Raw genomic sequence first — 12,899 nt, 5'->3', positions numbered from 1 at the left:
AAAGGATGGTGCCGCTTACAGGACTCGAACCTGTGACCCCCTCATTACGAATGAGGTGCTCTACCAACTGAGCTAAAGCGGCAGCGCGGGCGCCCTAACAGGGTGGGGGCGGAGGCTCAAGTCGCGAAGTGGGGGTCGAGGCGGTAGGCCTTGCGGAGCAGAGCGGGCCAGGCGAGGAACTGGGCGGCGAGCTTGAGGCCCTGGGCGCCCTGTTCGGCGGCGATTTCGGGGGTGCCCTGGGGCGGGTGGTTGATCGCCTCGCCCGCGCTCAAGGCCATGATCTGGGCCTGGCAGGCGCGCTCGAGGAAGTAGATGCGGATGAAGGCTTCGCCGACGGTGGAACCGACCGACAGCGTGCCGTGATTGCGCAGCAGCATCGCGTTCTTGTGCCCGAGGTCGGCGACGATCCGCTCGCGCTCGTCATGGTCGGTAGCGACGCCTTCGTAATCGTGGAAGGCAAGGTCGCCGCGCACCAGCATCGCGGTCTGGGTCAGCGGTAGGAGCCCCTCCCCATGCGCCGCGACCGCCTGGCCGTGGGGCGTATGGAGGTGGATGACGGCGTTGGCGTCCTCGCGGCTCATGTGCACCGCGGAGTGGATGGTAAAGCCGGCGGGGTTGGCGATGAAGGGCGTCGGGTCGACTGGATTGCCAGCCATGTCGACCTTCACGAGGCTGGAGGCGGTCACTTCCTCGAACATGAGGTTGTAGGGGTTGAGCAGGAAGTGGTGCTCGGGCCCCGGGATCCGCACGCTCATGTGGGTGAAGATCAGGTCGTCCCAGCCGTAATGGGCGATCAGCCGGTAGGCAGCGGCGAGGTCGACCCGGAGTTTCCATTCCTCCTCGCTGACCTTGCCCTCCATGCTCGGAATCTGGACGTCCTGCAGAGCGCTGAGCCGGTCCATTCCGGCGTTGATGGTGTCGACGCGGTTCACTGTGCGGACTCCTGGGCATCGGGGTGGGCGGCGGCGAAGGCGGGAATGGCGAGGGCGGAAGCCTCGGTGCGGAGCAGGGTCGGATAGGCGTCCAGCGGCGCGTCCAGGCGGCGGGCATTGTAGAGCTGCGGCACGAGGCAGATGTCGGCCATGCCCGGCGTGTCACCGTAGAGGAAGGCGCCGGCCTGCGGAGCCGAGAGGGCTTCGAGTGCGGCAAGTCCCTCGGCGACCCAGTGGCGATACCAGCTGTCGACCGCCTCCTGCGGCTGGCCAAGCTCGTTCTTGAGGTAGCGCAGCACGCGCAGGTTATTGAGCGGGTGGATGTCGCAGGCGATCGTCAGCGCCAGCGCAAGGACATGGGCGCGACCGGGGGGATCGGAGGGGACGAACGGCGGTTCCTTCACCAGCGCGTCGAGGCGGTCGAGGATGGCCAGGCTTTGCGTGACCCGCTCGCCGTCGATCTCCACCATCGGCACGAAGCCCTGCGGGTTGAGCGCCTTGTACTCGGGTGACTGCTGCTCGTTCGCGACCAGGCTGACGGGATGCTGGTCGTAGGCGAGACCCTTCAGGTTGAGCGCGATCCGGACCCGGTAGCTGGCCGAGGAGCGGAAGTAATCGTGGAGGACGATCCGGGTCATGCGCGCGCCATCCGCGAGCCGGCCGCGAACCTGAACAAGGTCACAAAGGTCACTGGTGGCGGCCTGTCCGCGGCGGCCGCCAAGCTGAACAAGGTCACAAAGGTCACTGGTTGCCGGGGTGCGGCGGCCTGGCGTTGCAAGGAGAAGGCCTGAAGGTGTTGCGCCAACGGTGAAGCAGCAAAGCTAAGCATCGAATTGCTTGTGTCAGATCAGGCCTTTGTAGGACAGGATTTTCGACGGTCGTCGTCCCGGCGGAGGCCGCGACCTCGGGCGGGTGAAGCGCCTTCCCCTCCTGAGGTCCCGGCATTCGCCGGGACGACGCTAATTACCGAGGAACGGCGCGACGATCTCGGTGGTGATGCGCTGGGGGCGGCCGCTGGCCTTGTCGAGCATCGCCCAGGTGGTGCGGGCCCTGACCAGCAGCTTCCCGTCCCTGCCAGTGAACTCCATGAAGCGATCGAAGCGCGCGCCGCGCGGGGCTTCGTCGACCCAGGTCCGGCCGGTCACCACGTCCCCGACCAGCGCCGGGCGGAGGTAGTCGATCTCGTGCCGGATCACGACCCAGATGAAGGCGTCGCGATATCGCTCGGGTGCGGTGGCATACCAGTGGCTGGTGGCGACGGTCTGGATCCACTGCACCCACACCGCATTGTTGACGTGGCCGAGCTCGTCGATGTGCTCGGGCTCGGCGGTCAGCGAAAGGGTGAAGCTGGGGTTGGTCACAGGCTGTCGTGATGGAAGGGGCTGATCGCGAGGTCCTTCATCCATGTGCCTCCCGGATGATTACCATAACTGATCAACGGAATGCGATGAGATCCGGGGCCGCGCCGGAAGGGATTGGTCACGTAGCCGGCGGACTTCAGGCTTCGGGCCATGGCCGAATGGGTGGTGGCCCAGGTCAAGACGCCCTTCCCGCCGCGACCCCTGCTGAGAAGGGAAAGACGGCGCAGGATCGGGCGGCCCACCCCTGGCGCGCGTTCGGCAAAATCGAGGAGGAACAGCAAGGCTCCTTCGCGATAGAAAATGGCATAGGATTGCCCATGCAGGAGCAAGGCTCGATAGTGGTGAAGCGGATTGGCCAGGCGCCATTCGAGAAACGCGCGGTCGCGCACGATGCCGTCGTCCGGCGGCGCGAGTGCCGCCATGGTATCCAGCAGCGCTCCATCGGAAACCGGCGTTTCCGCCGCTTCCGAGCCTCCAAAGCTGTCGAGCAAGGTCAGCGGATATGGCCGAAAGAAATGCGACAATTCTTCTTCGACCCGCCACCCCATCTTGAGGAACCCGGGTGTCGACATGTCACCGCTGAATCCGAAGGCGAAGAAGTTCGGATCCTTCTCCTCGGCTGCGGCATAAGTCTGAAGCGCAAGCTTCTGGAACAAGCCCTTACGCCGGTGCGCAGAGTGGGTCATCGTATCGCAGGATTGATAGATCAGGCGATCTTCTCCGCCCAGCCGATAGCCTTCGGGGATCATGCCATAGAAGGCCGCCAAGCTTCCGTCGGTGGCGCGAGCCACCCGGCCGATTGCCGGGCCGGACGGATTCTGCAGATACTTCCATTTGAACAGGTCCGCCGGAACGGCCGAACCGAAGGCATCTTCCATCAGCGGACGAAGTTCATCGAAATGCCCGGGCGTGAGTTCCTCGATGGCATAGTCGCTCATGCTTCGCCTTCCGTCGCGCGGGTTCAGATCAAACCTAGAGCTCGGCTCCGCACCTCCGCGCGCGTGTCTCCGTAGATGGTGAAGCGGCGGTGCTCAACTCCAGTCCGGGTCGAGCTCGACTCCTCCACCCGAAGGATGGTGGTGAAGCCCTCCTCCCGAAGGATGTCGCGTTGCGGTTCGGTCGCCGCGCCATTCGGGAGGGCGTAGATTTCGGTGGGGCGAGACAAGGTGTCGGCGAACCACCCGCGGCACCTTATCGCATCTTGCCGGACATAGTCGTCACTTTCGGCAGCGAGGGTGGCATGGTCAAAGCTATGGGCGCCGACCTCGACGTCATCACCGAGGGCCTGCACTTCCTCGAGCGTCATCATGGGGGTCGCGCTGAACCGCGATCCTTCCTCCTCGAGAGCCGGTTGAAGGCCGGCCATCACCTGACGCTGCCGGGCGATGGGAAGAGCCTTGAGCCAGGCCGAAGCGCGCAGTCCGGTTCGCTCGCGGTCATCGCCGGCGAGCGGGCCGAAGCCCTCCAGGGAGATATCGGCAAGGAGGGCGCCGGATGCCTTGCCGATGAAATCCTGCAGAAGCACGTTGAGCGGCGGTCGTCCGCTTTCAACGCATCCCGGAATGAGGTTGTGATTGCAACGCAGTCCGTGGCGCCGAAGGGCCGGCAGGCTGTACTCCAGGAAGTCCCGATAGCCGTCGTCGAAGGAGATCACGAAAATCGGGCGAGTGCCGGCGGGTTGGTGCAAGTCGGCAAAGGTTCGCACGTCGCCTCGTGATCGACAGAAAGCGATGATGTCGTCGAACAATTGCGGGTCGAGGGGCACGTACGAACTGCCATCGAGCGGCGCCACTCGATGGAAGTTGAGAATGGCAATTCGATCCTGCGCCATCATCCCGTCGAGGGAGCGACGGAGGGCAAAGGGATTGGCCCTCGCCGAGAAGACCAGCGACTTGGCGAGCGTCCGCAGCTTGCGGCTTGCGCTCACGGTTCCTGCGCCAATTGGGTCAGCACGAACGCCTGGTCCTCGGCCGTTTCCCGCAGCGAGTCCCAGCGGCCCGACTTGCCGCCGTGGCCGGCGCCCATGTTGGTCTTGAGCAGCAGCAAATTGTTGTCGGTCTTGGCCTCACGCAGGCGGGCGACCCATTTGGCGGGTTCCCAGTAGGTGACGCGGGGATCGTTGAGGCCGGCGGTGACCAGCATCGGCGGGTAGGCTTGGCGTTTGACGTTGTCGTAGGGGCTGTAGCTCAGCAGCAGCTTGAACGCGTCGGGATCGGTGATCGGATTGCCCCACACCGGCCATTCGCCGGGGGTCAGCGGAAGCGTGTCGTCGAGCATGGTGTTGACCACGTCGACGAACGGCACGTCGGCGATCACCGCGCCCCACAGCGACGGATCGGTGTTGACCACCACGCCCATCAATTTGCCCCCGGCCGAGCCGCCTTGGATGGCAATCTTGCCCGGCCTGGCGAAACCGGCGGCATTGAGGCCCTTCGCGGCGTCGACGAAATCGTGGAAGGTGTTCCAGCGGTTCTTGGCGGTGCCGTCGAGATACCAGCCATAGCCAAGGTCGTCGCCGCCGCGGATGTGGGCGATCGCATAAGCGAAGCCGCGGTCGAGCAGACTGAGGCGGGCCGAGGAGAAGCTGGGCGGGATGGCATAGCCGTAGGCGCCATAGGCGTAGAGGAAGAGCGGCTGGCTGCCGTCCTTCCGGTAGCCCTTCTTGTAGACGATGCTGACCGGCACCTTCTTGCCGTCGCGGGCGGGGAGCATCAGCCGTTCAGTGACATATTGCGACGCGTCGTAGCCCGAGGGCAGTTCCTGGACCTTTAGCGTGGTCAGCTGCTTCGACCCGGGGTCATAGTCGTAGACGGTCGCGGGCGTGACCATCGAGCTGTAGCTGAGGCGATAGGCGGCCGGGGCATATTCGGGATTGCCGGCGAGGCTGGCGGTGTAGCTCGCTTCGGTGAAGGGGATCCGCTCGGAGGCGCCGGTGCGGTAGTCGCGCAGGGTCAGCTGGTCGAGGCCGTCGACGCGCGACGAGATGGCGAGGTGGTCGCGGAAGGCGGTGACCCCGCGCAGATAGGTGCGGTCGGAGCCGGGGATGACCTCGGCCCAGTCGCCGGGCTGCTTCGGATCGGCCGACGCGAGGCGGAAGTTGATGTGGTTGTCGTTGGTCAGGAGCCACAATTTCCCGTGCGCGGCGTCGGCCTCGTAGAGGCGGTTCTCCTTGCGCGGGGAGATGAGGACCTGCGTCGCCAGCGGGTCGGCTGCGGGGACGAAGCGGACTTCGCTGGTGCGATTGTCGCCGGCCGAGATGAAGATCAGGCTGTCGTCCTGGCTTTTCGACAGGCCGACCGAGAAGCCCTTGTCCTGCTTCTCTTCATAGACCGTGCGGGCGTTCTTCGGATCGTCGCCGATGCGATGGTAACGAGCGCGGTAGCTGCGCCATTCCTTGTTGGTTTCGGTGAACAGCACCGCCTTGCCGTCGGCGCTCCAGACGGGGGTGCCCACTCCGACCTCGGTGACGGTGTCGAGCACCTTGCCGGTGGCGAGGTCGCGGATTTCGAGCTTGAAGCGTTCGGAGCCGTTGACGTCGGCCATCACTGCGGCGAGGCGGCCGTCAGGGCTGACTTCCAGCGCGCCGAGGCGGAAATATTCCTTGCCCTCGGCTTCCTTCACCTCGTCGAGGATTAGCTGCTCGGCGCCACCGGCGACCGGCTTGCGAAACCATTGGCGATATTGCGCGCCGGGCTTGAACGCCCACCAGTAGAGCCAGTCGCCGTCCTTGACCGGGACCGAGCGGTCGTCCTCCTTCTGGCGGCCCTTCAGTTCCTGGAACAGGGTTTCGACCAGCCCCTCGTGCGGCTTCTTCCAGGCTTCGAAATAAGCGTTCTCGGCCTTCAGATAATCGAGCACGGCCAAGTCATCGACCTTTGGGTAACCGGCGTCGCGCAGCCAGGCGTAGGGGTCGTCGACCTTGATCCCGTGGCGGGTGAAGCTGGTCGGGCGCTGCTCGGCGCGGGGCGGCTGGGGGAGTTCGGTCATCGGGGCTTTCTGGGCTGGGGCGGCTGAAGCGGCGAGGAAAAGGGCCGCAGCGGCGAGGTGGAAACGCATGGGTGAACAGGTCCCCGATCTGGTGTGCGGGCAACGTGGCGCAAGAGAGGAGCTTTCGTCCACCCCGCCGCTGGCGCTAGAGGAGCGGGCATGAGCACGCATTCCGACCGCCTCGCCGCCCTTCGCGGGCAACTCGCCGCCCTGGGCCTCGACGGCTTCGTCATTCCGCTGACCGACGAGCATATGAGCGAATATGTCGGCAGCTACGCCCATCGCCTCGCCTGGCTGACCGGGTTCCAGGGTTCGGCGGGGTCGGCGGCGGTGCTGGCGGACAAGGCGGCGATCTTCACCGACGGCCGCTACACGCTGCAGGTGCGGCAACAGGTCGACGGGGCGGACTGGTCGTTCGAATCGGTGCCGGAGAGCAGCCCCGCCGACTGGCTCAAGGCCAACGCGCCGGCGGGCGCGCGGATCGGTTACGACCCATGGCTGCAACGCGGCGACTGGGTGAAGCGCACCCGTGAGGCGCTGGCGGCGAAGGGCGCCGAGCTGGTGGCGGTGACGGCCAATCCGGTCGACGCGGTGTGGCAAGACCGGCCGCAGCCCAGCAAGGCGCCGCTGATCGTCCATCCCGAGCGGCTGGCGGGGCGGTCGAGCGCCGACAAGCGCCAGGCGGTGGCCGACTGGCTGGGCACGCAGGGTGCCGATGCCGCCGTGCTCGCGGCGCTCGATTCGATCGCCTGGACCTTCAACCTGCGCGGGGCCGACGTCGCGCGTACGCCGGTCGGCCTGGCCTTTGCGCTGGTCCACGCCGACGGCACGGCGGACCTGTTCGTCGAGGGCGAAAAGGTCACCGCCGAGCTTCGCCAGCACCTCGGCAACGGGGTGCGGCTGCACGAGCGGGCGGCGTTCGAGCAGCAGCTGGGCGAGCTTGGCGGGAAGACGGTGGCGGTCGATCCCGAGCGGTCGGTGGCGGCGATCGGCGAGGCGCTGGAGAAGGCCGGCGCGACCATCATCGCGTTGCGCGATCCGACCGTGCTGCCGCGCGCGACCAAGAATGCGGTCGAGGTCGCCGGCCACCGCGCCGCGCAGACCCGCGACGGCGCGGTGATGGTTCGGTTCCTGAAGTGGGTCGAGGACCATCAGGGCGAACTCGACGAGCTCAAGGCCTCGGCGCGGCTGGAGCAGATCCGCCGCGAGGACCCGACGCTCAAGGACCTCAGCTTCGACAGCATCTCGGCGTTCGGCGCCAACGGGGCGAGCCCGCATTATCATTCGACCGAGAAGAGCAACGTGCCGTTCCAGCCGGGCTCGCTCTACCTGATCGATTCGGGCGGGCAGTATGAGGATGGCACCACCGACATCACACGCACGGTGGCGGTGGGCGATCCGACGCAGGAGATGCGCGAGCGCTTCACCCGGGTGCTGCAGGGGCATATCGCGATCGACACCGCGCTGTTCCCCAAGGGCACGCGCGGCGGCCAGCTCGACAGCTTCGCCCGGCGGCCATTGTGGGAAGCTGGCCTCGATTACGCCCACGGCACCGGCCACGGGGTCGGCAGCTTCCTGTCGGTCCACGAAGGCCCGCAGCGCATCGCGCCGGTCGGCGGGGCTTATGCCGGGGGCGACGAGCCGCTGGCCGAGGGCATGATCCTGTCGAACGAGCCCGGCTATTACAAGGAAGGCGAATACGGAATCCGGATCGAGAATCTGGTGCTGGTGGTGCGTAAGGAGGTGGCCGGCGCGGAGAAGGAATTGCTCGGCTTCGAGACGCTGACCTTTGCCCCGATCGACCGGCGGCTGATCGTGCGCGAACTGCTGAGCGAGCGCGAGCGGCAATGGGTCGACGCCTATCACGCCGAGGTGGTGCGGCGGATCGGGCCAGGGCTCGGGGCGGAAGAGCGCGCGTGGCTGGAGGGGGAATGCGCACCGTTGTGAACCGCGACGCGGCGGCCCCGGGACGTTCTCTCAAGTCATCGATCGACGGCGCCTGAACAAGCCTCGACGTTCCTCACTGATTCTTCGTGCGAAAGCCTCTGCTTGACCGGGGCGAAGATGCAGCGAGGGGCGATCGTCTGCGCGCGCAGACAAACTGTCGCGAACTGTCGGCTATCGAACCTTGGCGGGTGTCGCAGCTTCGACAGCAATAGCCTTCTGCGCCGCTATTTTCTCCCGTTCCCGCAGGTTTTTCGGCGGATGAGTCGCGGCGTATCTTCCGACTATTTGATGTTTCGGCGGCGGCAGCTAATCATTGTCGCATCGTTGCTTGTGCGTAGCCAAGCCGAACAGGGGGAATAGATGGCGATTTTCGTTGGTGGGGCGGGTTCGGACATTTTCACCGGTGGTGCGGAAGACGACCGGATGGACGGCAACGGCGGGGACGACCGCCTGTCGGGCGGCAGCGGACAGGATTCGCTGGCCGGCAACGCGGGTGAGGACATCCTCGACGGGGGCGACGGCAACGACGACCTCTACAGCGGCGACCGCTCCCCGTATTTCTTCCTGCCCTATTACGACAACCCGTTCGTCCCGCCATTGCTCGACCGCGGCGCCGAGCGCGACACGCTGATCGGAGGGGCCGGCGACGACCGTCTGTTCGGTGGCTACGGCGACAATCTCAACGGTGGGGACGGCACCGATTACCTGTTCATCAGCTTCATGGCCGCGACGAGCGGGGTGATCGCCGATTTCCGTCAGGACAGCCTGTCGATCGGCGGCGGCACCATCACCGGGATCGAGAACGTCAGTTTCGTCGAAGGCAGTAATTTCAACGACTATATCAACGTCGCGAGCAACAGTTCGAACGGCTATTCCGACCGGACCACCGTCTTCGCGATGGGCGGCAACGACCACATTCTCGCCGGCTATTACACCGCCCACCTCGACGGGGGAGACGGCGACGATATCGTCGACGGGCGCGGGAGTCAGTATCTGCAGGCGGTGATCGGCGGGGCCGGCAATGATACCCTTTACACCAACACCAACACCTTCGCGAAGGCGGAAGGGGGCGATGGAAACGACCGCATCTTCGCCCACGGCAAGATCGATGGCGGCGCCGGCGATGATTATATCGAGGTCCAGTACAGCTATTATGGAGGCGACGTCTTCGGCGGCTCCGGAAACGACGAGATCCGTGCGGCGGCGAATGCCGCGACCATCGCGGGTGGCGCAGGAGCCGACCTGATCTACGGCAACATCGGCAACGACAAGCTGGGATCGGCCGATTTCGGCCCTTACCCGAACATCCTCACCGACGACATGGGGCTTGAACAAGACACCATCTACGGCGTCGAGGGAGACGATCTTATTGCCGGCGGCTATGGCGACATTCTCGATGGCGGCGTGGGGCAAGACACCCTGCACTATTCGATGGGCGGCCTGACGCAGGGCATCGACTTCGATACCGCGACCCTCGCTAGCGGTCAGATCGTCACCTTGGGTGGCGGCACGATCCGAGGTTTCGAAACCTTGGGGTATTTCCGGGCGACCGAATTCGACGACATCCTTCGCCTCGCTACGCAGTCCGCATTCCTGGAAGTGAATGCCGGCGCCGGGAATGACGTCATTTATACGGGCGGCAGTATCGCCCAGGTGTTCGGCGGTGCGGGCAACGACCGCTTCGTCAGCTCAGGCACCGGCGGCATGGTCGGTAACCTTCTGCATGGCGGCGACGGAATCGATGAAATCGACTATTCGGCCTATGCCAGCGGCGTCACGGTGACCCTCTCGCAGCAGGAATTCGTGAGCGGCTCCGGCGCGGGCGGCGACCGCTTGAACGGCATCGAGAACATCACCGGCACGGCCTTTGCCGACACGCTGACCGGCAATGACGATGCGAACGAAATCCGCGGCGGCGCCGGAAACGACACCATCAATGGCGGTGCCGGAAACGACAAGCTGTATGGCGAGGACGGGGACGACGTCATCAACGGTGGGCTCGGCGCCGACGCCATCTGGGGCGGATCGGGCAAGGACATCATCAATGGCGGGGGCGGTGGCACCCCCCTCGTTAAAGAAACCATCTCGGCTGGCGATGGTGACGATCTGGTCATCGTCGAAGGCGCGCAGGACAGCGCCTGGGTCGTCGCCAGCGGCGATGCCGGGTTTGATACGCTTCGCGTGCAAGTGAGCGGCGATACCGGCCCCGGTTTCACCCGCTTTACGGGCTTCGGCTTCACCGGGTTCGAGCGCCTCGATCTGAGGAGCGGCACGAATTTCGAATATGTATCGAATTTCGCCGAGATCGTCGTTGCGCCGCAGATCACGGTGAACCTGCTCGATTCGCTCAATCCGAATGTAGGCCTGGCCATCAATGGCAACTTCCTTTCGCTGCGTCGCTCTTCGCTAGCGTCGGTGAACGGTAGTGACGCTGCTGAGCGAGTGGATCTCGGCCGCGACAGCGTCGTCAGCGCCATTGCCCTTGGCGGTGGGAATGATGATTTCATTCTGAGCGAAACGGTCCTCGGCACTGTTCCTGCGAGCTACGGGTCGGTTGACGGCGGGGCGGGCCTCGACACGTTCAAGCTTGCCGGGATCAAGGGCGAGCGCACCTTCGATCTTTCTACTGCGACTGGTTTCGAGCGGTTGTGGATCAATGCCGAGGCCTATGTTCCCCCGGCCACGATCACCATTACCAACGCGTCGGGTTTAAATCAGATCATGCTTGCACCCGAGGTCACGCTGATTCTGAAGAACAGCGTGCTTACCAACGCGCTGGTGACGCCAGGCGCGGGTGTGGTCATCGAAGCCGGTTCGGCGATCGGTGGCTATGGCTATCCGACCGATGGCCCCTACGACAAGCGCACCGACGTCAATTCGTCGCAGCCGGGCAACACCAGCTACGTCATCAACAACGGCACGATCACCGGCGACGTCAAGCTGGGCATCGGCAACAACCTTTACGACGGGCGCGGGGGAACGATCGGCGGCACCGTTTATGCGAGCGGCGGCGACGACACCCTGCTGGGCGGTGCCGGAAGCGACAAGCTACAGGGCGGGTTTGGCAACGACGTGCTGTCAGGCGGGCTTGGGAACGACGTGCTGTCGGGCGGCGCCGGTGCGGATATCTTCCGGGGCACGGCGGCCGAGCTTGCCGGTGACCTCATCACCGACTTCACGGCGGGCGACCGCATCATCATCACCAATGCGAAGCTGAGCGACCTCAACCTCACGCGCAGCGTTGACGTGATCAGCTTCACCGGGGGATCCTTCACGTTCAGCGGGCCCGGCACCGGCTACGTCACCGCCCGCGAGGTTGCGGGCGGCAATGTCGAGCTCGGCTTCAGCTCCGGGCAGTTCTTCGGCCAGAGCGCCGTACTCGTCGCCAACTTCGGCCTCGTCGCCGGTGGCTGGACCAGCCAGTACCAGTATCCGCGGCACGTCGCCGACGTGAATGGCGACGGCTACAACGACATCGTCGGCTTCGGTAATGCCGGCGTGCTGGTGTCCTTCGGCTCCGCGAGTGGCAACTTCACCACGCCCGGGCTCGCCGTGTCGAACTTCGGACAGACAGCGGGCTGGAGAAGCGACGACCAATATCATCGCGAACTGGCCGACGTGAACGGCGACGGCCGCGCCGACATCGTCGGCTTCGGCGTTGCCGGCACCCTCGTCTCACTCGCCCGGGCCAACGGCACCTTTGCCGATGCGATCAGCGGCATCGCCAATTTCGGGGCCGACCAGGGCTGGACGACGCAGGAAGGATTTGCCCGGACGCTGGGCGACGTCAACGGCGACGGCAGGGCGGATATCGTCGGCTTCGGCGCTGCAGGCACGCTCGTCGCGCTGGGCAACGGGGACGGCACCTTCGGAGAGGTCAGGTTCGACCTTGCGAACTTCGGCGTCCAGCAGGGCTGGGCCAGCGACAATTCGTTCCGACGCGAGGTCGCGGACGTCAATGGCGATGGCGCCGACGACATCATCGGTTTCGGGACCGCCGGTACCCTGATCGCCCTGTCCAACGGTGACGGCACCTTCAGGACCGCCCAGCTGGTGCTTGCCAATTTCGGCAGAAACCAGGGCTGGTCCAGCCAGAACGACTTCGCGCGGGAGGTCGGTGACGTGAACGGCGACGGCCGGGCCGACATCGTCGGTTTCGGCTTTGCCGGAACCTATATCGCCTATGGCCAGAGCGACGGCAGCTTCGCCGCGGCGCGCCTCGACGTCCAGGACTTCGGCAGGCAGCAGGGCTGGAGCAGCGACAACATCCTCCACCGCGAACTGGCAGACATTAACAATGACGGCACTCTCGACATCGTCGGGTTCGGGCTGAACGGCGTGGTGGCCGGGTACAACCAGGGGCATTGGCTGGTGTAGCGAAGGCCGCGTCGGCGGCGAACGGTCGCTTCCGCAAGGTCGGCAGTCTTTCGGGGCGATCGGCGGCGCGGAACGATCTGCGGCCGTTTGCCGGCCGGCGCGGACGTCCGGGGGCCGACGCTCAGCCGCCCTCCCCCTCCCGCACTGGCGTATCAACGGGCGGGCTCGCCGGTGCCGCGGCGGCCTTCCGCTTCCTGAGGTTCTCGCGCAACGCGGCGGCGAGTCTTGCTTCTTTATCCTTGTTTGCCATTCCTTTCCCTTGACACCTCATGCGCCGCACCGCCATAGGCCCGCC

The 12,899-nt window shown here is 65.5% G+C and carries 9 protein-coding genes and 1 tRNA gene; 3 read left to right on the top strand and 7 right to left on the bottom strand.

The genetic code is table 11. The features are described 5' to 3' along the window. Positions 1 to 6 precede the first annotated feature (6 nt). The 3 genes from M1K48_RS11600 to maiA form a co-directional block, all read right to left on the bottom strand. A tRNA-Thr gene (locus M1K48_RS11600) sits at positions 7 to 82 on the bottom strand. Between the two features lie 34 nt (positions 83 to 116). Further along, positions 117 to 860 (bottom strand): class II aldolase/adducin family protein, encoded by a 744-nt coding sequence (locus tag M1K48_RS11595; protein ID WP_249505244.1) that lies wholly within the window; start codon positions 858 to 860, stop codon positions 117 to 119. A 68-nt stretch (positions 861 to 928) separates the two neighbouring features. Further along, positions 929 to 1,570, bottom strand: a complete 642-nt coding sequence (maiA, locus tag M1K48_RS11590; protein ID WP_249503363.1) for a maleylacetoacetate isomerase — start codon at positions 1,568 to 1,570, stop codon at positions 929 to 931. Here maiA and M1K48_RS11585 point away from each other — a divergent pair. Then, a complete protein-coding gene (locus tag M1K48_RS11585) occupies positions 1,550 to 1,723 on the top strand; it encodes a hypothetical protein (RefSeq protein ID WP_249503362.1) in 174 nt (57 codons plus the stop codon). The two genes, maiA and M1K48_RS11585, sit on opposite strands and share 21 nt — an antisense overlap. 168 nt (positions 1,724 to 1,891) lie before the next feature. Here the strand turns inward: M1K48_RS11585 and M1K48_RS11580 are convergent, their stop codons facing one another. Genes M1K48_RS11580 through M1K48_RS11565 form a run of 4 tightly spaced genes read right to left on the bottom strand, consistent with a single transcriptional unit; the run spans position 1,892 to position 6,280 of the window. Then, positions 1,892 to 2,293 carry an acyl-CoA thioesterase gene (locus M1K48_RS11580; protein ID WP_249503361.1) on the bottom strand — a complete coding sequence of 134 codons (402 nt, stop codon included), beginning with the start codon at positions 2,291 to 2,293 and terminating at the stop codon, positions 1,892 to 1,894. Next, positions 2,290 to 3,231: a GNAT family N-acetyltransferase gene (locus tag M1K48_RS11575; RefSeq protein WP_249503360.1), complete on the bottom strand. Its 942-nt coding sequence runs from the start codon at positions 3,229 to 3,231 to the stop codon at positions 2,290 to 2,292. Before M1K48_RS11575 ends, M1K48_RS11580 begins: the two co-directional genes overlap by 4 nt. 23 nt (positions 3,232 to 3,254) lie before the next feature. Further along, positions 3,255 to 4,220 carry a polysaccharide deacetylase family protein gene (locus M1K48_RS11570; protein WP_249503359.1) on the bottom strand — a complete coding sequence of 322 codons (966 nt, stop codon included), beginning with the start codon at positions 4,218 to 4,220 and terminating at the stop codon, positions 3,255 to 3,257. Next, positions 4,217 to 6,280 (bottom strand): S9 family peptidase, encoded by a 2,064-nt coding sequence (locus M1K48_RS11565; RefSeq protein WP_249503358.1) that lies wholly within the window; start codon positions 6,278 to 6,280, stop codon positions 4,217 to 4,219. Before M1K48_RS11565 ends, M1K48_RS11570 begins: the two co-directional genes overlap by 4 nt. Positions 6,281 to 6,439: 159 nt before the next feature. Between M1K48_RS11565 and M1K48_RS11560 the strand changes: the two genes are divergently transcribed. Both M1K48_RS11560 and M1K48_RS11555 read left to right on the top strand, forming a co-directional pair. Then, positions 6,440 to 8,227, top strand: coding sequence for an aminopeptidase P family protein (locus M1K48_RS11560; protein ID WP_249503357.1), 1,788 nt, complete (start codon positions 6,440 to 6,442; stop codon positions 8,225 to 8,227). A 360-nt stretch (positions 8,228 to 8,587) separates the two neighbouring features. Next, the gene (locus M1K48_RS11555) at positions 8,588 to 12,604 is read left to right on the top strand and encodes an FG-GAP-like repeat-containing protein (RefSeq protein WP_249503356.1); all 4,017 of its coding nucleotides are present in this window, start codon (positions 8,588 to 8,590) and stop codon (positions 12,602 to 12,604) included. Positions 12,605 to 12,899: the final 295 nt, after the last annotated feature.

Source organism: Sphingomonas glaciei (assembly GCF_023380025.1).
Classification (GTDB): Bacteria; Pseudomonadota; Alphaproteobacteria; order Sphingomonadales; family Sphingomonadaceae; genus Sphingomicrobium; species Sphingomicrobium glaciei.
Note: the sequence above shows the minus strand (reverse complement) of the source record. Positions and strands in the feature narration are given on the sequence as shown.